Annotated in this window: 15 protein-coding genes; 1 reads left to right on the forward strand and 14 read right to left on the reverse strand. The window is 36.2% G+C overall.

Annotated elements, in window-relative coordinates:
• Nucleotides 1-168: 168 nt before the first annotated feature.
• The 5 genes from IIF7_RS03010 to IIF7_RS03030 all read right to left on the reverse strand — a co-directional run bounded on the left by IIF7_RS03010 (nt 169) and on the right by IIF7_RS03030 (nt 4,979).
• Entirely contained in the window at nt 169-1,029 is an 861-nt protein-coding gene (locus IIF7_RS03010) for a 5-oxoprolinase subunit C family protein (RefSeq protein WP_084840197.1), read from the reverse strand.
• Nucleotides 1,022-1,756 (reverse strand): 5-oxoprolinase subunit PxpB, encoded by a 735-nt coding sequence (gene pxpB / locus IIF7_RS03015; RefSeq protein WP_084840198.1) that lies wholly within the window; start codon nt 1,754-1,756, stop codon nt 1,022-1,024. The genes IIF7_RS03010 and pxpB overlap by 8 nt, the downstream gene beginning before the upstream one ends.
• A complete protein-coding gene (gene pxpA, locus IIF7_RS03020) occupies nt 1,753-2,490 on the reverse strand; it encodes a 5-oxoprolinase subunit PxpA (RefSeq protein ID WP_084840199.1) in 738 nt (245 codons plus the stop codon). The genes pxpB and pxpA overlap by 4 nt, the downstream gene beginning before the upstream one ends.
• A gap of 105 nt (nt 2,491-2,595) precedes the next feature.
• A complete protein-coding gene (locus tag IIF7_RS03025) occupies nt 2,596-3,807 on the reverse strand; it encodes an Nramp family divalent metal transporter (RefSeq protein WP_084840200.1) in 1,212 nt (403 codons plus the stop codon).
• Nucleotides 3,808-3,824: 17 nt separating this feature from the next.
• Nucleotides 3,825-4,979 (reverse strand): DUF2891 domain-containing protein, encoded by a 1,155-nt coding sequence (locus tag IIF7_RS03030; RefSeq protein WP_084840201.1) that lies wholly within the window; start codon nt 4,977-4,979, stop codon nt 3,825-3,827.
• A 196-nt stretch (nt 4,980-5,175) separates the two neighbouring features.
• Between IIF7_RS03030 and IIF7_RS03035 the strand changes: the two genes are divergently transcribed.
• Nucleotides 5,176-6,792 carry a TlpA family protein disulfide reductase gene (locus IIF7_RS03035; RefSeq protein WP_084840202.1) on the forward strand — a complete coding sequence of 539 codons (1,617 nt, stop codon included), beginning with the start codon at nt 5,176-5,178 and terminating at the stop codon, nt 6,790-6,792.
• Here the strand turns inward: IIF7_RS03035 and IIF7_RS03040 are convergent, their stop codons facing one another.
• From IIF7_RS03040 to pgmB, 9 genes are all read right to left on the reverse strand, one after another.
• Entirely contained in the window at nt 6,793-8,328 is a 1,536-nt protein-coding gene (locus IIF7_RS03040) for a YifB family Mg chelatase-like AAA ATPase (protein ID WP_084840203.1), read from the reverse strand.
• Between the two features lie 53 nt (nt 8,329-8,381).
• Nucleotides 8,382-9,239, reverse strand: coding sequence for a BadF/BadG/BcrA/BcrD ATPase family protein (locus tag IIF7_RS03045; protein ID WP_084840204.1), 858 nt, complete (start codon nt 9,237-9,239; stop codon nt 8,382-8,384).
• Nucleotides 9,240-9,338: 99 nt separating this feature from the next.
• Nucleotides 9,339-10,337, reverse strand: coding sequence for a type I glyceraldehyde-3-phosphate dehydrogenase (gene gap, locus IIF7_RS03050; RefSeq protein WP_084840205.1), 999 nt, complete (start codon nt 10,335-10,337; stop codon nt 9,339-9,341).
• Nucleotides 10,338-10,354: 17 nt separating this feature from the next.
• On the reverse strand, nt 10,355-11,341 hold the full coding sequence (gene pfkA, locus IIF7_RS03055; RefSeq protein WP_084840206.1) for a 6-phosphofructokinase: 987 nt from the start codon (nt 11,339-11,341) through the stop codon (nt 10,355-10,357).
• A 123-nt stretch (nt 11,342-11,464) separates the two neighbouring features.
• Nucleotides 11,465-12,910, reverse strand: a complete 1,446-nt coding sequence (locus IIF7_RS03060; RefSeq protein ID WP_084840207.1) for an alpha-amylase family glycosyl hydrolase — start codon at nt 12,908-12,910, stop codon at nt 11,465-11,467.
• A gap of 2 nt (nt 12,911-12,912) precedes the next feature.
• Complete coding sequence (locus IIF7_RS03065) at nt 12,913-14,760, reverse strand: glycoside hydrolase family 13 protein (protein ID WP_084840208.1); 1,848 nt, start codon at nt 14,758-14,760, stop codon at nt 12,913-12,915.
• Between the two features lie 272 nt (nt 14,761-15,032).
• Nucleotides 15,033-17,144, reverse strand: a complete 2,112-nt coding sequence (locus IIF7_RS03070; protein WP_084840209.1) for a glycoside hydrolase family 97 protein — start codon at nt 17,142-17,144, stop codon at nt 15,033-15,035.
• A gap of 35 nt (nt 17,145-17,179) precedes the next feature.
• Nucleotides 17,180-19,480, reverse strand: a complete 2,301-nt coding sequence (locus IIF7_RS03075) for a glycoside hydrolase family 65 protein (protein ID WP_084840210.1) — start codon at nt 19,478-19,480, stop codon at nt 17,180-17,182.
• Between the two features lie 12 nt (nt 19,481-19,492).
• Complete coding sequence (pgmB, locus tag IIF7_RS03080) at nt 19,493-20,149, reverse strand: beta-phosphoglucomutase (protein WP_084840211.1); 657 nt, start codon at nt 20,147-20,149, stop codon at nt 19,493-19,495.
• Between the last annotated feature and the right edge of the window lie 11 nt (nt 20,150-20,160).

Raw genomic sequence — 20,160 nt, forward strand, 5'->3', positions numbered from 1 at the left:
CAAAAAGGGGTGTTTTTCCCCTTTGCTATAAGAATCTTTTAAATTACTTTTGACTTATCATTTTAGTTAGCTAAGGTGTTTTGGGGCAAAAAAGTGTCGATAGAATGTGAAGTAATTCTGAGTAGGGTCTTTATTACTTCGTTAAACGTCTAGTCGGCACTTTTTTATTTATAACGGTTTCGTTAAAGAAAATCTCACTTTTTCATTAGTTAACTTTTGTGCGATTGTATTTATTCCGTTTTCGTTTAATTGTAAAACCCTTGGATATCCTCCCGTAGTCTGGCAATCTTTCATTAAAACGATCAATTTACCTGAAGGTGTTAGCTGAACCGTGCCCGGTACTACCGGCCCGGTAATTATAGGATCAAGATCATTTTCTAATTGTTCCTGCAGCTGTATGGCCATTCTACTATTATTTTGATCGATACTAAATTTTAAAGATTCTAATCTATCCCTTTGTTTATCAGATAAAAAATCAAATTCTGGTCCTTTATACGCCTCGATATTCGATGTTTTTAGGTAGTTTTCTTTAAATTTTAAACCAGCATTGGTTTCAACTTTATTGGCTGCATCTTCCTTATAAGAAATTTCCATTCCTTTTTCCAATTTTGCATCTTTTGTAATGTTTTCATACCAACTTTTACTACCAAAAACTTCTTCAGCAGAAAAACCTCCTGAAATTGAAAGGTAAGCACGGCAACCAAAAATTCGTCTCCCAAAACTTAAAATATCGCCTGCGCTAATTTCAATAATCGTATTATTTTCGATTTCTTCATCATTAAGCTTTGCTGAAAGATGCGCTCCCGTAATGGCAATTTTAGTCGATTTACTAAACTTCAATTTTGGCCCCATCATCGTAATTTCAAGAACCGCATCATTAGCATTATTTCTTAAAATAAGATTCGCCATTCTTGCTGCATATCGATCCATCACACCACTTAATGGAACTCCATATTTCATATTTCCAAACCTTCCATAATCCTGAATACTACTAAAAAGTCCCGGTTGTAAAACTTGCATTTTACCCATTTCTATCTTGCTTTTTAAGTTGAAAATTACCTTGATTTACCTGCTCTTTTATACGATCATATTCAGCCCTATCTACACTCTTAAATTTGATGTAATCTCCTGCTGAAATTTGTGTTGGAATTTCACAGTTTTTGTCAAAAAAATTCACCGGACAATTACCAATAATTTGCCAGCCACCAGGACTCACTTTTGGGTAAATTCCGGTTTGATTTTCACCAATTCCAACAGCCCCTTTTTCGATCTTCATTCGGGGTTGAGATTTTCTTGAAATCTGAAGCTTTTTATCCAGACCTCCCAGGTACAAAAATCCGGGTAAAAAACCCATAAAATAAACTCGGTATTCTGGCTTTGTATGCAATGAAATTATTTCTGAAATTTCCAAGTTTTTCTCTTTGGAAATAAGTTCAAGATCAATCCCAAAATCAAGGTCATAACACACCGGGATTTCAAAAACACGACTATTAATATTTTTTGTATTATTGTTCTGCTGAAAGACTTCTTTGACAGCTTTTAAATCACTATAAACATCTTCTATAGTAACGAAGTAATTAATTAATATCGAGTTATATGTATTGATTACTTCAACTTTTTGTTTAATATAAAGTTGCTGAATCAGGTTTTTGTAAAACAATACTTCATCTAGTACTTTCTCACTTATAATTTTCTCAAACTGAATCAAAATTGCATTATCTCCTAACTGAGAAATATGTGGTAATTCCTTACTCATGTGTTTTTGATCTTTATATTTACTTCGGAAAATTTTTGATGTAAAAATCGTAGAATTTCAACTGAATTTTTAGTGTCGCTATGCAGGCAAAAAGTAGTTGCTTCACAAGGCAAATTCTGGCCATTTTCGGCTATGATTTTTTGCTCATGAAACATACTAAAAACATGCTTAAAAACGGCTTCTTTTTCTTCGATCACGGCATTAGATTTCGATCTACTTACCAAGGAATAATCAGCTTCATAATTTCGATCTGCAAAGCCTTCAAAAATGATATTCATTTTGCCTTTTGCAACTTCAGAAATTACCGAATTTAAGGGGACAAAAAGGCTAAAATTTCTTTCAATTTCAAGGAGACTTTCAATGATAATTCGCGCAATTTTTTCATCTTTTGCAGCATCATTATAAAGTGCTCCATGAGGTTTTACATGATGCAGTTTTGTTCCTTTTTTTTCAGCAATATTCTGTAATGATATAATCTGTTTCTGTATACTTTCTTTTAGTTCTCCAGCAGAAATATCTATCGAGCTTCTACCAAAGTTTTCCTTATCAGGATACGAAGGATGCGCACCAATATTTGTATTATTTGCTATGGCAAGATCTATCGTTTTTTCCATCGTTTTAAGATCGCCGGCATGGCCGCCACAGGCAATATTACAACTGGAAATTAACGGCATTAATAAGTGATCGTAATTGCCACCTTCACCAAGATCGCAATTAATATCTATCTCTTTCATTGTCTAATTTTGCTAGGATTTTAATATAAAGTTTTTTCCGCAGAAAAGTGCAAAAGAAATGATAAGCCTTTATAAATGCTGAAATTCGATGTTTTAGGCAAGAATTTATAAAACCGTGTAGATTGATTTTGCTCCTAGGAAAATAGCTATTGCGATTACGATAAAACCAGAGATGTTTTGTGTAAGTGTATTCTTGTAATTACCTAATACTGAAGTTTTATTCACTACCCAAAAGAGAAAAATCGCGATGACCGGAAGCAAAATTCCGTTTGCGATTTGTGCAAACTGGATTAATTGGATTGGCTGAATTTTTAAAGACGAACAAAAAACGCCCAAAATCACTACAAAAGCCCAAACGGCTTTAAATTTAACCGATTTTAAGTCGGTTTGCCAACCTAAACAACCTTTTACCACGTAAGCAGCTGCAAGTGGCGCGGTGATCGACGAGGTAATCCCTGCGGCTAAAAGTCCAATAGCCATAAACCATGATGCAAAATCTCCAAAAACAGGTTTTAAACCTTCAGCCAGATCTACTGCATTGTTTACGCCATCTAATCCAGAGGCCGCGCCACACACCAAAATCGCCATAGAAACGATTCCGCCTAAAACGATCGCAATAATTAATTCGATTTTAGCCGTTTTAAGATACTTTTTTTCTTTCCACTTCTCACTAACCAGTGATGCGTGCAAAAACAAATTATAGGGTACTACAGTAGTTCCTACCAAAGCGATCACTCCAAGAATTCCGGTAGAAATGTTATTCGGTATAAATCCGTTTAAAATTTCAGCAATATCAGGTTTTACAACAATTGCTGTGATGATAAACGCCAGACTCATTAAAATAACAAGGGCGATAAAAATCTTCTCTAAAACTTTATAATTCCCTATCCAAAGGATAGCGAATGCAATTGCTCCCACAGCAAGACTCCAAAGATTTACATCAAAATTGAGCAACCTGAACTGTTGCTCACCAAAAACGGCCTGTAATCCCAAAACTGCACCAGTAATATTACCCGCTTCGTAAGCCGCGTTACCAATCACGATAGCCGAAAAAATTAAGGCGAGTGCCAAAAATCGCCAAACCGGCTTTTTAAGTTCTGCTCTTATATTATCACTTAATCCTTTTTGGGTAACTACGCCTAACCTGGCTGCCATTTCCTGTAAAATAATACAGGAAAAAATAGATAGTATTAACGCCCAAAGTAACGAATACCCAAAGTTAACACCGGCCAATGTACAGGCGGTCACCGTTCCCGGGCCAATAAAAGCTGCAGAAACTAATACTCCCGGGCCTAATTCTTTGAGGTAATTCTTCAAATTATGTTTAAAAATGACTATTTTTTATCCTGACTTAACGCATAGATCGCAAAAGTACCTAGCCAGTGACCACCTTCGTAAGAATCGCCAACCACATTTGGAAAAGAATAACTCAAATGACTATCTGCCAGAGAACTTAAATGACCAAACTTCGCTGGATATTCATTTGCTAAACCGTAGAAAACCCAGGCTCGGCTAAAATTTAAACCATCTAAATGAACCAGTTTACCATCACTTCTATCTGAAACTTCTCCCACTTCTATCGAGAAATCTTCGTTCACAAGTTGCGGCATAAAATCTTCGATCCAAAGAAAAAATGCATTTTTAGGCATAATTCTTCGCATGATATCGATCTCTTCTAAACACGGGGACAAAAAATCATAACCACTCGGCTCCCAGGTAATTGGGCAGTTATCGTCTTTTAAATAAAAATCTTTAGCGCGTTTAGAGATTAATTCTTTAAGTTCAGTATTTTCAGTCATCACCGCAAAATCGTAAGCAAAGCCTAAACCAAAAGCTGTATTGGTATGCTCTCCTACACGAATTGGATACTTAAGTTTAGGTAGAAATTCAATATATCTTGAAATAATTAAATCGGTTAAGGGTTGAAGGTTTTCATCTAATTTTGTTGCCAGTGGATCGTCCCAGGTTTTTATTTCCTGTGCCAACTTTAATAGCCAGGCCCAACCATAGGTTCTTTCATAAGAATTTTCTTCAGGGCGTTTAAAATAAGCTACTTCAGCTTTGATATTTTCAGCAGATAAAGATTGTTCTAATTTTTGACGAATTTCGTCTGCTTTTTCAAGATTTGGGAAGCGTTTTAAAAGCGCTACTAAAGACCAATGTCCATGAACCGAGCTATGCCAATCGAAACAACCATAAAAAGCAGGATGCAACTGCGAAGGCTCTCCCATTGCTTCAGCATTAGATAAAGTTTGGCTTAGTTTATTGGGATACTCTATACTTACACATTCTAAAGGCAGTTGCGCAAGACGGTTAGCTTCCTCTAAAGTAAATTCTATAGTAGTTTCAGGATTAATGGTTTCTGTAATCGCGTCGACATCGATGATAGAATCAGATGAAGTTTCATCTGGCTTAGCGGGGTTGTTGGTTGTTTCATTTTTACAAGCTAAAAGGCTAAAAGCTGCAAAAACAAGCACTAATTTTTTCATGAATTGGGATTGATTGAAAATTCAGGAACAATTTATCAAAAATTAATTACAAAAGTTTAAAGCTCTTCCCAAAAAGAAAAAAGAATAATCCCAACCAGCCATCTCTATCTAATATCTAATAGCGAATCACTCAGCTGATGTAAATTAGTTAAAAAATATACTTAAATTACACATTCATCTATTTATCAATCATTTAATGAAATCCAAAAGACGTAAAAACTATATTTCCAAAAGCATTTTTTATCTATGTTCATTTTTAATCATGCTAAGTTGCAACGATAAAAGCAAAAAAAATGTAATAAGAAATACGGAGATTAATCTATCTAGCTCTTCCAAGAAAATAATTCCTGATTCTTCTTTCGCCTATTTAAAATTCTTATCTAATATAAACTCTCCTATAACTGTTCAAAGTAATCTTGATCAGATTATTTTTGATCCAGATAAAGAAAAAAGCACTTCAATTTTATATAAAAAGATTTACATCTACCCTATTGATATGCTATTAATACACAATAGAACCATTTTAAGTGATACTATAATTCTAAAACATAATGACACCGTTCAAATAAAATTGAACAACAAAAAATTTCAGTTTAGCCTAACAAATGATTCTCTAAATACAAAGCGTATTCTATGGCAAGATCACCATATCTTCCCTAGAAATGCTGCATACAAGAAAATTGAAACTATTAATACTGTCGTAAATTCCTTTCGACCTCCTTATCCAAGCCTTTCTGATTCTATAAAGCAATACAGAAAAATCAATGATCATCCAAGACAACCTAAAGATTTTGAGGGGATGGAAGAAATTCAAAAAAATGCAATTTCTCATCTAAAAGAAATAAATAATTACTATAAAGGAATCTATAAGAACATTAATAATTATAAAGATGAAGAACTTAAAGAATTCTATAAAGGATATACTATCTGGAAGCATTACAGGCAACTAAAATCTTTAAAAGACTTTTTACCAGAAAAACTGCATGACTTAACATTTTCATCCAATCAAAAAGACCAATTTTATTTTACTGCCAATTATTTTATGATCCATGATAGTATAGATAAAACAATTAGCAACTTAGTGAAGCTTACAGCAGAAAATGAAAATACATACACATCTAAAACAGTTGGAACATATTTTTTATGGAAATATTTAATCAAAAATAAAGTAATACCATTAACCGTGGTATATGACTCTATAATTCCGAGTGAATTTCCTAAGTATACTAAACAGTTTAGACTCAGAACTATTTATGAGATGGACTTTAATAAAGTTCCTGTAGATATAGAATTAAAGTATATAGACAAATATCAACAAGAATATGGTCTTGATAAAAATTTAAATAAGCTCGCTTCTAATCTAGAATATCAAACAGAAAACAAACACAAACTTCTATTAAAATCATTTTCCGGAGAAACCACCTCCTTAGATTCTTTAATAAAATTAAACCAAGGAAAAATATTATATATCGATTTTTGGGCCAGTTGGTGCCGGCCATGTCGTGAAGCCATGCCAAAAAGTAAAGAACTAAAAAAGCAATTCAAAAATAACCAAATTGAGTTTTTATATCTTGCTATCAATGATGAAGAAAATAATTGGAGAAAGGCAGCTAAATCAGATTCTATTGTTGAAAATAATTATCTGGTTATAAACACTAAAACTTCAGGTTTTTTGAAAGAATTGAATGTAAAAGCTATTCCTCGATACATAATCATCGACGGCAATGGAAATATTATTCAAAATAATGCCTCAGGACCAGAGAATAATGCAACTAAAAGAACATTAGAATACTACCTAGAAAAACTTGAATAATCACCCCAACCAGCCATCTCTATCTAAACTTCGATACTGAATAGCTTCGCTAATGTGGTTAGATTTAATTTCTTCGGAAGCTTCTAGATCTGCTATAGTTCTGGAAACTTTTAAAATTCGGTCATAAGCTCTTGCTGAAAGATTGAGACGTTCCATTGCAGTTTTCAGGAGATTTTTAGAAGTAGTATCTAATTTGCAGAATTTGGTGATCTGCTTGGTTCCCATCTGTGCATTGTAATGAATATGCTCAAACTCCTGAAATCTCTCGGTTTGTAACTCCCTGGCTTTAGTGACCCGCTTTCTGATATCGATACTATTTTCTCCCTTTCTATCTTCACTAAGTTTATCGAACGGAACCGGAGTAACTTCTATATGAATATCAATTCGGTCTAAAAGTGGACCACTGATCTTGCTTAAATATCGTTGCATTTCTGCAGGTGAGGAAGTAACGGGAGCATCTGGATCATTAAAATAACCACCGGGACTTGGATTCATACTTGCCACCAACATAAAACTTGAGGGATAGGTTACCGTAAATTTTGCCCGGGAGATGGTCACTTCTCGATCTTCTAAAGGCTGTCGCATTACTTCTAAAACACTACGCTTAAATTCGGGCAATTCATCTAAAAACAATACGCCATTATGTGAAAGTGAAATCTCACCAGGTTGGGGGTATGCCCCGCCACCGACAAGAGCGACGTCGGAAATTGTATGATGCGGACTACGAAACGGGCGCTGCGCCATGAGTCCGTGATCTTTTACTTTTCCAACCACACTATGAATTTTGGTTGTTTCCAATGCTTCGTGCAAGGTCATTGGTGGTAAAATACTGGGTAGTCTTTTTGCGAGCATCGTTTTACCGGCTCCAGGCGGACCAATAAGAATAATATTATGCCCACCAGCTGCAGCAATTTCCATACAGCGTTTTATAGACTCCTGCCCTTTAACATCGGCAAAATCGTGCTCTGGATGATTTAAGTGATTATAAAATTCTTCTCTGGTATTTACAATAGTTTCAGGAAGTTCAATATCCTTATCAAAATGCTCACAAACATCTTTGATATTCTTTACACCAAAGACTTTTAAACCTGAAACTATAGCTGCTTCTTTGGCATTCTGTTCGGGTAAGATAAAATACTTAAACCCTTCCTGCTTGGCTTTTATGGCAATAGGAAGTGCTCCCTTGATGGGTTGTAAACTTCCATCAAGAGATAATTCTCCCATTATAATATATTCTGAAATATTTTCGGCTTTAATCTGGCCAGAGGCAGCCAAAATACCTATTGCGAAAGTAAGGTCGTAAGCCGATCCTTCTTTACGAAGATCGGCCGGAGCCATATTTACAATAATCTTTTTTCCCGGAAATTTGTATCCGTTATTCTGAAGTGCTGCGGCAATTCTAAAACTACTTTCCTTCACCGCATTGTCTGGCAGACCTACTAAATGATAACCAATTCCTTTGTCGATATTCACCTCAACCGCAATGGTTGTTGCTTCAACTCCAAAGACAGCGCTACCATAAACTTTTACCAGCATTTAAAGACGTTTTCTCTAAATGTAGTAAATAAAATATTTTAATAAACTGTATTTTAAACAGTTAACACATTTTTACGATAGTGATCTACTAAAGCATCGATAGGACGTCTAACAATATTTCCTACTTCTATACCGTAAGGCTGAAGAACTGCTTTAATAATATCTTCACTAAAGTAAGCAATAGTACCAATAAAGTGAACCGGAGTGGTACGACATTCTGGATAACAAAGTACACGAGAATGTACAAAATCTGTTAATCCTTCATGAACCAATTTATAGAAATATCCATTACGCTCGTTGGCAAAAATGAATTCAGCGAAAGAAGCTAAATAGGTGTTTGGATTTTCTTTTTGGTAAATATTCTTTTTAATTTCATCACTGCTTACGTCAAATTTCTCTTCAAATTTAACCGCAAGTTCAGGAGGCATTCTTTTGTAGTAATAATCACGGATCAATCTTTTTCCGAAGTAATTACCACTAGCTTCATCCATTAAAATATAACCTAAAGAGGCTACAGCCTGATGTATATTTTCACCATCAAAATAGCATGAATTAGAACCTGTACCAAGAATACAAACAATACCAGGCTCTGTTGTAGCAGCATAAACAGCAGCAACCATATCTTCTTTTACCATTACATCATCTGCATTAGTAAAGAAGTTGGCGATAATACCAGCTAAAAGTTTACTTGGCTTCTCTGTACCGCAACCTGCTCCAAAAAAGTGAACTCTTTCTACCTTATCCTTTACTTCTCTAAGTTCTGGATTTTCTTCTATACGTTGTTCCAATACTATTTCTGGAAATACAGCCGGATTTAATCCTTTAGTTCTGGTCTTAAAAATCTTTTCTCCGGTGGAATCCATTAATATCCAGTCGCACTTTGTAGAGCCACCATCTGCTATTAGTATCATTTGCTATTTAGTATTGATTAGAGATAAAAAAGCCTGAAAAACCATGCAAATTCAAAAAATCTGAATTACCGCACAATCTTTCAGGCTTAAATGAATTTATTATAAAGAAGCTACGTGTGCAGCTAAATCTACAAGTTTAGATGAATAACCGTATTCGTTATCATACCATGCGATTAATTTGAAGAAGTTATCGTTAAGAGCGATACCAGCTTCAGCATCAAAGTTACAAGTATGAGCATCAGATACGTAATCCTGGCTAACTACAGCGTCATCTGTATAAGAAATCACTCCTTTGTAAGCACCGTCTGCAGCTTTTTTGAATGCAGCTTTAATATCTTCGTAAGAAGCAGCTTTCTCTGTTTTTACAGTAAGATCCACAACAGATACATCTGTAGTAGGAACTCTAAATGCCATACCAGTAAGTTTTCCTTTAAGAGAAGGAATTACTTTAGTTACCGCTACTGCAGCTCCTGTAGAACTTGGGATAATGTTAGCGATCGCACTTCTTCCTAATCTAAAGTTCTTTCTAGAAGGAGAATCTACTGTAAATTGAGTAGATGTAGAAGCGTGAACAGTTGTCATTAAACCTTCTACTAATCCAAACTCCTCATCGATTACTTTAGCAAGTGGTGCAAGACAGTTTGTAGTACAAGAAGCGTTAGAAACGATATCCTGATCTGCAGTTACTTCGTGGTGGTTAACTCCCATTACGAACATTGGAGCAGTTTTAGATGGTGCAGAAATTACAACTTTTCTAGCGCCAGCTTCAAGGTGAGCTTTTGCGTTATCTAAGTCTGTAAAGATTCCTGTACAGTCTAATACTACTTCAACACCAGCAGCATCCCATTTTAGGTCTGCAGGATTTCTCTCAGCAGTTACTCTAATAGTTTTACCATCCACAACAAGATTTCCGTCTTTTACTTCAACAGAACCTTTAAATTTACCATGAACAGAATCATATTTTAAAAGGTAAGCTAAGTGATCTACATCAAGTAAATCGTTAATAGCAACAACCTCTACTTTTTCGCTTTGTGCAGCTATTCTAAAGGCTATACGCCCAATTCGGCCAAAACCGTTAATTCCAATTTTTGTACTCATTTTTCTATTTTTAAAATTTAAACTGAAGTGATGTCTGCCACCCTTCTTAACTCTTTATCATATTTTGCCTCGCCATTAATGGCTACGGTAAGCGGTACGCGAACAACGTGTTGATGGCTTAAGCCTATCATTACTTTAGAGTCCCCGTCTAATAGCGCTTCTACAGCACCCACACCTAACTTACTCGCAAGAACACGATCAAAACAACTTGGTCGTCCTCCTCTTTGAATATGCCCAAGAACAGATACTCTAATATCGTATCCTTCTAAATGCTCTTCTACATATTCTGCAAGCTGGAAAATATTTTTCCCGCTTTTTTCTCCTTCGGCTACTACTATGATGCTGGAAAGTTTGCCGGACATTTTACTCTTACGTAAGGATTCCAACATACGCTCTACGCCTTCGTCTTCTTCCGGAATCAAAATTTCTTCGGCTCCTGCTCCTATTCCGCTATTAAGAGCAATGTCTCCCGCATCTCTTCCCATAACTTCGATAAAGAATAATCGGTTATGAGAACTGGCAGTATCTCTAATTTTATCTATAGCATCTACAACAGTATTAAGTGCAGTATCATATCCTAAGGTAAAATCTGTACCACTAATATCATTGTCGATCGTAGCAGGAATTCCAACTATTGGAAGATCAAATTCCTGACTAAAATATACACCTCCTGTAAAAGTACCATCTCCGCCAATAACAACCAAAGCGTCAATGTTATTTTTTGTTAATTGCTCGTAAGCTTTTTTACGACCTTCTATGGTTTTAAACTCCATAGATCGAGCAGATTTAAGGAAAGTACCACCTTTATTAATAATGTTACGTACAGATCTGGCATTTAGTTCTTCGAAGTCTCCTTCCATTAACCCTTGATAACCTCTATAGATCCCTACACAGTCAACATTATAAAAAGAACAAGCCCTAACTACCGCGCGAATCGCGGCGTTCATCCCGGGAGCATCTCCTCCCGACGTTAAGACACCAATTTTTTTTATTGTATTTGCCATCACCTCAAAGCTATTTTAAATCTTAAATATAACCTAATTTGTATTTAAACTAAATCGATTTCGGTTAATAACTAATAAAAACAGCCCCAAATAGGGGCTGTTTTTATCATTTTATGAATTTTACTACTGAATTATTAAAATTTTATATTCCCAAGGAGAAAATTCTATTTTTTGATTTTTATCAATTACGAAAACTTTTTCGTTATTCATATAGTCAATAAAGTTACCTTCCAAATTAATCGAAAAGCTACTGGAAGTATCAGATAAATTGCCAATAAAAATTATTTTATCAGCATCCTTTTCTCTTTCGAAGCTAAAGATAGTACTTTCATTAGAATTTTCTATTTTTAAGAACTTTGCAGGTGTTTTAGAACCTTCTAATGCAAGATTTTTATTTTTTAATTTACCGAGTTTCGATAAAATTGGCCAGAATTTATTTTTTTGATGTGGAATAGTATCTTTCTCAAAAAATCGCAAACGCTTTTGCATATCATATTCCTGCCCGCTATAAATTAAAGGCATTCCCGGCATTGTAAAGGTAAGCGCCGTCATTACTTCTGCTGCATCACCCATTCGTTCATTTATAGATCCACTCCAACTATTCTCATCGTGATTGGTAACAAAATTCATCAGGTAATCATCTTCCTTATACGTGGTATCGATCTTCTTTAAATAATCACTTAAATCTTTAGCGTTTTTCTCGCCCTTCGCAATAGCATTTAAAATATGATGACCTTCCCAGTTATACCCCATATCAAAAGCTTCCTCAAAAAGATCTTTATCCTCAGATTCTGCCAGCATAAAGATTGGTTTTACCTGTTTGATCTCTTTAACGGCAGATTCCCAAAATTCAGTTGGTACTTCACCGGCTACATCACATCTAAATCCGTCGATATTTTGTTCTTCAACCCAATAACGCATTTCCTTGCGCATTTCTGTCCATAATCCTTTATTATCGTAATTAAGATCGGCTACATCTGTCCAACCCCAGCTCTCACCGGTATCCGGATTTATAGGATCTATAATTTCACCTGCTTCATTTTTCGTGTAGAATTCTGGATGTTCATCGATCCAAACATGATCCCAACCGGTATGATTTGCTACCCAGTCTAAAATCACGTAAATATTATTGTCGTGAGCTGTTTTCACTAATTTCTGAAAATCTTCTAGCGTTCCAAATTCAGGATTAATCCCTGTATAATCTGAAATTGCATAATAACTACCTAAAATCTTTTCGCGCTCCTTAGCATCTTCTATTTCTTCTGCAAATCGACCATCAGTAGCTTTTCTTTTTACTGAAGATATTGGATACACCGGCATTAGCCAGATAACTTTTACGCCCAGCTCTTTTAACTGCGGAATATCCTTCGTAAACTCATTAAAAGTACCCTCTGGAGAATATTGGCGAATATTAGCTTCGTAAATTACCGATTGTCCTAAAATACTATCATTAATTGGAGCTAATATTTGAGCTTTTTCGTCCTCTTTTTTTATTGAATCTTCTGAAGCTTCATTTTTACAGGCAGCAAGCATCGAAACTGCAAGCGCCGCTATTATAAATCTTTTCATTTTTATTGAAGTTGAATTAACATGGCATCCTGGGCCTTAACACTTAAACTCTCATCTAACTGAATAGTTTCTCCTGAAATAATTTCTTTCCCAGATGTCGAATTTTGGATTCCTTCAACATATTTTTTTAGATCCAATGTTTGGCTTTCAGCGTTATTATTGATTACCACCATAACGCGATTTTCATCATTGTATCTAAAATATACATATACGTTGTTTTCAGGTAAAAACTGAAGCATTTTTCCAAATTGCAACACTTCATTTTCTTTTCTGAAATTCAACAATTTTGAGGTTAATTCGAAATATTTCGACTGGGTTTCCGTTCTTCCTTCCGCAGTAAAAGCAGACTGTTCATCGCCTTCCCAACCACCTGGAAAATCTTGTCTAATCGCGCCATCACCTTTCCCTTTATCGCCACGCATGCCAATTTCGTCTCCGTAATACAACTGTGGAGTTCCACGAACGCTGGCAATCATCGTCATTGCCATTTTGTATTTCTGGAAATCGCCATCATAAATCTCATTAAATCTACCGGTATCATGATTTCCCATAAAAACCATTAAATTGTCGGTATCGGCATACAAAAAGTCATTCACAAAATTCTCGTAAGCTTTTATCATTCCGCGATCCCAGCTGGCATCTGGCTCGTTAAACATCGACGTCATCGCATCATGTAAAGTAAAATCCATTACCGATGGTAAATTAGAATTGTAATCCTGAATCGCACCAATCGGACTATCTTTCTGCCAGTAACTTATCTGCGCCTGGTCGTGCATCCAAACTTCCCCAACGATATTAAAATATGGATATTCGTCCATGATCGCTTTTGTCCATTTTGCGATGCCATCTTTATCATTGTAAGAATAGGTATCTACACGAAAACCGTCCAATCCAGAATATTCGATCCACCAAATTGCATTCTGAATCAAATAATTTAAAACCAAAGGATTACTCTGGTTTAAATCTGGCATCGTACCCGTAAACCAACCATCCACACAATATTTAAAATCACGCTGAGATGTATGAGGATCATATTGCGTAGTCATTCTATAATTAGAATTAGCGTAACCCGGGAATTGGTGAACCCAATCGTAAGTTGGCAGATCTTTGATCATCCAATGCTCGCTTCCCCAGTGATTCGTCACGTAATCCATAATTAACTTCATATCTTTTTTATGAAGTTCATCGGCTAAACGCTTATAATCTTCGTTGGTTCCGTAACGAGGATCGATCTTATAAACATCGCTTTGCGCGTAAGTATGATACGAATATCCGGCATCATCATCTGCCAGTAAAGGCGTACTCCAAAGTGCGGTAATACCAAGATCATCTAAATAATCCAAATTATCGATCACACCTTGCAAGTCTCCACCATGGCGACCACCTTGCTTAGAACGATCGGCTTTTTCCTGCATTTCTGCTGAAGAATCATTATCTGGATTTCCATTAGCAAAACGATCTGGCATAATTAAATAGATCGCGTCACTGGCATCGAATCCTTCTCTTAATGCTGAACCTTCTTCTCTTTGCTTTAATTCGAAAGTTTTGGTAATATTTCTTTTACCTTTTTTACTGAAGGTAAATTGGTAATCTCCTGCTGCAAGATCTCCAGAATTGATGGTCACAAATACATAATTTGGATTCTCAGTTTTTCTAATATTGTTGATAATTACCTCATCTTCTGAAGAAACTTCGTACGTCCCGATATTCTCTCCGTAGAACATGATCTGAAGTTCTTCCAGATTCATATCACTCCACCAAAAAGGCGGTTCCATTTTATCGATTTGAGCTTGCGTTACTCCTGTAAAACATAACAGGAGTAACACAAGATTGTATAATTTAGTTTTCATTTTTCAAATTTTTAGCGCTGAGCTTTCAGCGAACAGCTATCAGCCTTTAGTTTTGGGTTAAATAAGATTTATCGATAGTATTTTATTTACGCTTTCGCTTCAATAAAGTCAATTGCAGTGACAGCAAGTATTACTGTCATTCTGAACCTTTCCGTCCGGCAGGCGGGCTTGATTCAGAATCTCATCCAGATTATTCTAAATGAGATCCCGGATCAAGTCCGGGATGACTACTAGATATTTCTAACTTCTCACTTCTAAAATCTAACTTCTAGTTATTCCTTCTCAAAAATACTTATCGCATAACCACCGCCGGGCGCTGAAGTCAGTTTTAAAGTCGACTTGCTCGTTACGGTTTTCTTGGTGATCTTATAAGCCTGTGGATTGGTCTTGTAATGAGCATCTTTTGCATCTGCATAAATTGTTGCCTCATACTTTTTCCCATCTTCTAAGAAATCAAGCTTGATTTTTGAAGTTCTTGATGTTGTTCCATTTACATTTCCTACAAACCAGTTTTCAGTTCCTTTAGCTTTACGAGCAACAGTAATATATTGTCCCGGTTCTGCTTCGATATAGTTACTTTCATCCCAATCTAAAGCCACATCTTTGATAAACTGAAAAGCATCTGGAAAACGCTTATAATTTTCAGGAAGATCGGCTGCCATTTGCAAGGGACTGTACATTGTTACATACAGTGCCAATTGATTTGCTAAAGTTGAATTTACGTGCGAATTGTTATCTGGATTGATCTTACTGATATCCATTTCAAAAATTCCCGGAGTATAATCCATAGGCCCACCAATTAAACGTGTAAATGGTAAAATGGTCACGTGATTTGGTTTTGATCCACCAAATGCCTGGAACTCGGTTCCTCTGGCAGATTCGTTACCTATTAAGTTTGGCCAAGTTCGGCGTAATCCAGTTGGTCTAACCGCTTCATGAGCATTTACCATAATATTATAATCGGCTGCTTTTTTCACTGCATATAAAAAGTGATTGATCGCCCACTGCCCATAATGATGTTCGCCACGCGGAATAATATCGCCAACATATCCACTCTTTACTGCAGGATAACCATATTTATTCATGAATTGATAAGCGGTGTCTAGGTGACGCTCGTAATTACGAATCGCCGAAGAAGTTTCGTGATGCATGATCATTTGCACTCCTTTAGCTTCTGCATATTTCTGAATTCCTTCGACATCAAAATCTGGATACGGCGTTACAAAATCAAAAACATAATCTTTAGATTGCCCAAACCAGTCTTCCCAGCCAACATTCCAACCTTCAACTAAAACACCATCAAAACCATTTTCAGCAGCAAAATCGATATACTCTTTTACATGCTTAGTCGTAGCACCATGTTTTCCGTTAGGCTCAGCGTTTTCAAAATCGGTTTCGCCTAATTTCACAGATGGAAATTCATCGGTATAATTCCAGCTACTTTTTCCGGTGATCATTTCCCACCAAACACCAACATATTTCATTGGTTTGATCCACGAAGTATCTTCGATCTTATTTGGTTCGTTAAGATTTAGCGTGATATTAGATGCTAAAATTTCTGTTGCATCATCACTTACCATGATCGTTCTCCACGGTGAAGTCGTAGGCGCCTGAATGTAACCTTTATTTCCAAGTACATCTGGCGTTAACCATGATTCAAAAACAAGGCTATTTTCATCCAAATTCAGGTTCATTAACGAATATTCTTTTAAAGCAGCTTCGTGAAGATTGATGTAAATTCCCTCTTCAGTTTTCAACATTAAAGAAGTTTGTACGGCCGACTTTGAGAATTGCGTTTGAGAAGCATTATCGGTTAAAGCTTTATCAAATAAATCACTAATTTCTGAAAGTTTAGATGTCGTGTAATCATATTCCTGAGAATCGTAATCTCCCGGAATCCAATAAGCCGTATGATCTCCCGTCATTGCAAACTGCGTATGTTCTTCTTTAATCACGAAATACACCAGGTTTTTTTGCTGCGGAAATTCATATCTAAACCCTAAACCGTCATTGAACATACGAAAACGAATGATCATTCTTCGATCTGCTGAAGTTTGCTCTAAAGTGATCGCTAACTCGTTGTAATGATTTCTAATTTTGGCTGTTTCTCCCCAAACCGGCGTCCAGGTTTCATCGAAATTCGATGTTTTTGAGTCAGAAATTTCGAATCCGCTCATCAACGAAGTTTCATCATCCTTAAGTTCTAAACCAAGCGTGCTGGTTTTTATCACTTCTTCTCCTTTGTAAAATAATTGATACGCCGGAGTTCCGTTTTCTTGTAAACTGAATTTCATTTTTAGGTCGCCATTAGGAGATTTTAACTCCTGTGCCTGCAATCCTAGAAAAGAAAAACAAATTGTAATTACTGTTATTATCTTTTTCATCTTCGAAAAATTTTAAAATGCCCTCAAAGGCTTGTTTAGCTTTTTATGGTGTTGTGCACCTCAATCACTTCTCCGTTTAATAATACGGTCATTGGCTCGTTTCCATCTACAGAAAATGTAGTTTCATTTTTACCAATATTGATCCTTAGGATCTGGTTTCTAAAATTCACTTTAAAACTGAAACTGTTCCATTGCTCCGGCAATTGCGGCGCAAAAGACAATTTTTCATCTACCACACGCATTCCGCCAAAACCTTCTACAATGCTCATCCAGGTTCCCGCCATACTGGTAATGTGGCAACCTTCTTTTACTTCGTGATTATAATCGTCCAGGTCTAATCGAGAAGTTCTTAAGTAAAAAGTATAAGCCTGCTCCATTCTACCCAATTTCGCTGCCTGAATGCTGTGTACGCAAGGCGACAACGAAGATTCGTGAACAGTAATTGGTTCGTAGAAATCGAAGTGTTTTTCTAAATTTTCTTCGGAAAAATGATCTTCAAAGAAATAGAATCCCTGAAGCACATCGGCCTGTTTGATATAACAACTTCTTAGAATGCGATCCCAACTCCAATTTTGGTTAATTGGGCGCTGTTTTTTGGTAAGCGTACTCACCGGCTCGATCTCTTTATCTAAGAAACCATCCTGCTGAAGATAAACACCTAATTCTTCAGAATATGGGAAATACATATTTTCAGCTACGTCTTTCCATTTGGCAATTTCTTCAGCATCTAAACTGGTTTTAGCCATAATTCGAGAATGATCTTCAGCAAATTCCGCTTTAATTTTCTCGATATTTTCGATACAATATTCGATACACCATTTTGCCAAATAGTTAGTGTACCAGTTGTTATTTACGTTGTTTTCGTATTCGTTTGGCCCGGTAACACCAAGGATCACATATTTATTTTTGCTTTTACTGAAGTTTGCTCGCTGTTGCCAGAATCTAGCAATCGCGATCATTACTTCAAGCCCCATTTCTGGCACATAACTGTAATCTCCCGTAAATCGAACGTAGTTGTAGATCGCAAAAACCATCGCACCATTACGGTGAATTTCTTCAAAAGTGATCTCCCACTCGTTATGACTTTCTTCCCCATTCATAGTTACCATAGGGTAGAGTGCCGCACCATTAGTAAAACCTAATTTTTGTGCATTTTCTTTCGCTTTTTCTAAATGGTTGTAACGATAGGTCAATAGATTTCTAGCTACCTGCTGATCTTTGGTCGCCATATAAAACGGAATACAATACGCCTCGGTATCCCAATAGGTACTACCGCCATATTTCTCGCCGGTAAATCCTTTTGGACCAATATTTAATCGCTCGTCTTTCCCTAAATATGTTTGATTTAGCTGAAAAATATTAAAACGAATTCCCTGTTGTGCTTTTACATCACCATCGATCGTGATATCTGCCATTTCCCAGATCTTCGCCCAGGCTTCTTTTTGCTCCTGAAGCAATGCCGAAAAACCAGATTTTGTAGCTTTTTGAAGCACATTTTTTGCGGCTTCAATCAATGAATCCTGACTGTGATTCATATCAGTTACATAGCCGGCATATTTTTGAAGAGCAATTTTCTCTCCTTTATTTACTTTAACTGAATATGAAATACTTACCTGATCATCTGCTTTTTCTACTTCACCTTCAACCTGAAGTTTTTCACCATTCAAAGTGATTTCAGATTGCATATAAGTACCTACGTGATATTCGGTTTTCAAAGTTTTAGAAACCACAAAAGCCTGCTCGTTTTCAGCTTTAACAGCTAAAGTTTCCCAAAAACGCTCTTCCCAGTTAGCGTCACGGTTGGTGATCCCTCCATCTAGATACGGAGTAAATTTTACTACAGCATCTGCATTAAGCAACTCAACTTCGTAATTTATAGCACCTAACTCGTCATCTACGATAGAAAGAAAACGGGTTGCCGTAACTTTTACTTCAAGATCGTTTGGCATCACCGCCACAAAACTTCTTTGGTGATAGCCTTCCTTCATATTTAGTTCACGCACAAAATCTTTAACCTCTTTACAAGTATTAAGATCTAAAGCTTCTTCGTTTATAGAAACATTAATTCCTATCCAGTTAGGCGCATTTAAAACTTTAGCGAAATATTCGGGATAGCCGTTTTTCCACCAACCCACTTTTGTTTTATCGGGGTAAAAAACACCGGCGATATAATTCCCCTGAAAAGTATCGCCAGAATATTGCTCTTCAAAATTGGCACGTTGCCCCATAGCACCATTACCAATACTGAATAAACTTTCTGAAGATTCTACGTGCGCGGCATCAAAACCTTCTTCTATAATGGACCATTCATCTGGTTTAATATAATCCTGATTCATTGCTGATATTATTTATTTTTGGAGTAGATTTTTTAAAAATTCGATCGAGATCTCTGTAAAATCAGTGAAGATATAATCGGCTTCGTGAAGCGTTTTTTCTTCACCAATTCCAATGCTTGTCATTTCACCTTTGTTAGCTGCCTGTACTCCGGCAACCGAATCTTCAAAAACGATACAGTTTTGCGGAGCCACATTCAGTTTTTCAGCAGCAATCAAGAAAACTTCGGGATCTGGTTTGGCTTTGCTAACATCTGTACCATCTACAATTGCAGAAAAACCATCTTTTAAATCGATTTTCTCTAAAATATGACGTGCATTTTTACTGGCCGATCCTAGTGCATAAAGAATGTTATTTTCTTCAAGATAATCCAGTACTTTTTGCACTCCCGGAAGTACCTCTCCTTTATCCATCTCATTTACATAAGACAGGTAATTCTCGTTCTTTAACTGCATTTGGCGATTAAATTCTTCTTCTGAAAGTTCTTTGTTCCCCCAATTCAGTATTTTTTTAAGCGAATCTACCCGGCTCACTCCTTTTAATTCTTCATTTTGCTCTTTGGTAAAATCGAAACCCAGATCATTAGCCAGTTTCTTCCAGGCTAAAAAATGAAACTTTGCAGTATCTACGATTACACCATCAAGATCGAATATGATAGCTTTTTGACTCATTTTAGTAGTAT

It is taken from the genome of Zunongwangia atlantica 22II14-10F7, assembly GCF_002094855.1.
Classification (GTDB): Bacteria; Bacteroidota; Bacteroidia; order Flavobacteriales; family Flavobacteriaceae; genus Zunongwangia; species Zunongwangia atlantica.

Bases quoted from the DNA above. Each gene is read 5' to 3' on its own strand.
- IIF7_RS03010 (WP_084840197.1), bottom strand. From the start codon at position 1,029: ATGGGTAAAATGCAAGTTTTACAACCGGGACTTTTTAGTAGTATTCAG.
- pxpB (WP_084840198.1), bottom strand. From the start codon at position 1,756: ATGAGTAAGGAATTACCACATATTTCTCAGTTAGGAGATAATGCAATT.
- pxpA (WP_084840199.1), bottom strand. From the start codon at position 2,490: ATGAAAGAGATAGATATTAATTGCGATCTTGGTGAAGGTGGCAATTAC.
- IIF7_RS03030 (WP_084840201.1), bottom strand. From the start codon at position 4,979: ATGAAAAAATTAGTGCTTGTTTTTGCAGCTTTTAGCCTTTTAGCTTGT.
- IIF7_RS03035 (WP_084840202.1), top strand. From the start codon at position 5,176: ATGAAATCCAAAAGACGTAAAAACTATATTTCCAAAAGCATTTTTTAT.
- IIF7_RS03040 (WP_084840203.1), bottom strand. From the start codon at position 8,328: ATGCTGGTAAAAGTTTATGGTAGCGCTGTCTTTGGAGTTGAAGCAACA.
- IIF7_RS03045 (WP_084840204.1), bottom strand. From the start codon at position 9,239: ATGATACTAATAGCAGATGGTGGCTCTACAAAGTGCGACTGGATATTA.
- gap (WP_084840205.1), bottom strand. From the start codon at position 10,337: ATGAGTACAAAAATTGGAATTAACGGTTTTGGCCGAATTGGGCGTATA.
- pfkA (WP_084840206.1), bottom strand. From the start codon at position 11,341: ATGGCAAATACAATAAAAAAAATTGGTGTCTTAACGTCGGGAGGAGAT.
- IIF7_RS03060 (WP_084840207.1), bottom strand. From the start codon at position 12,910: ATGAAAAGATTTATAATAGCGGCGCTTGCAGTTTCGATGCTTGCTGCC.
- IIF7_RS03065 (WP_084840208.1), bottom strand. From the start codon at position 14,760: ATGAAAACTAAATTATACAATCTTGTGTTACTCCTGTTATGTTTTACA.
- IIF7_RS03070 (WP_084840209.1), bottom strand. From the start codon at position 17,144: ATGAAAAAGATAATAACAGTAATTACAATTTGTTTTTCTTTTCTAGGA.
- IIF7_RS03075 (WP_084840210.1), bottom strand. From the start codon at position 19,480: ATGAATCAGGATTATATTAAACCAGATGAATGGTCCATTATAGAAGAA.
- pgmB (WP_084840211.1), bottom strand. From the start codon at position 20,149: ATGAGTCAAAAAGCTATCATATTCGATCTTGATGGTGTAATCGTAGAT.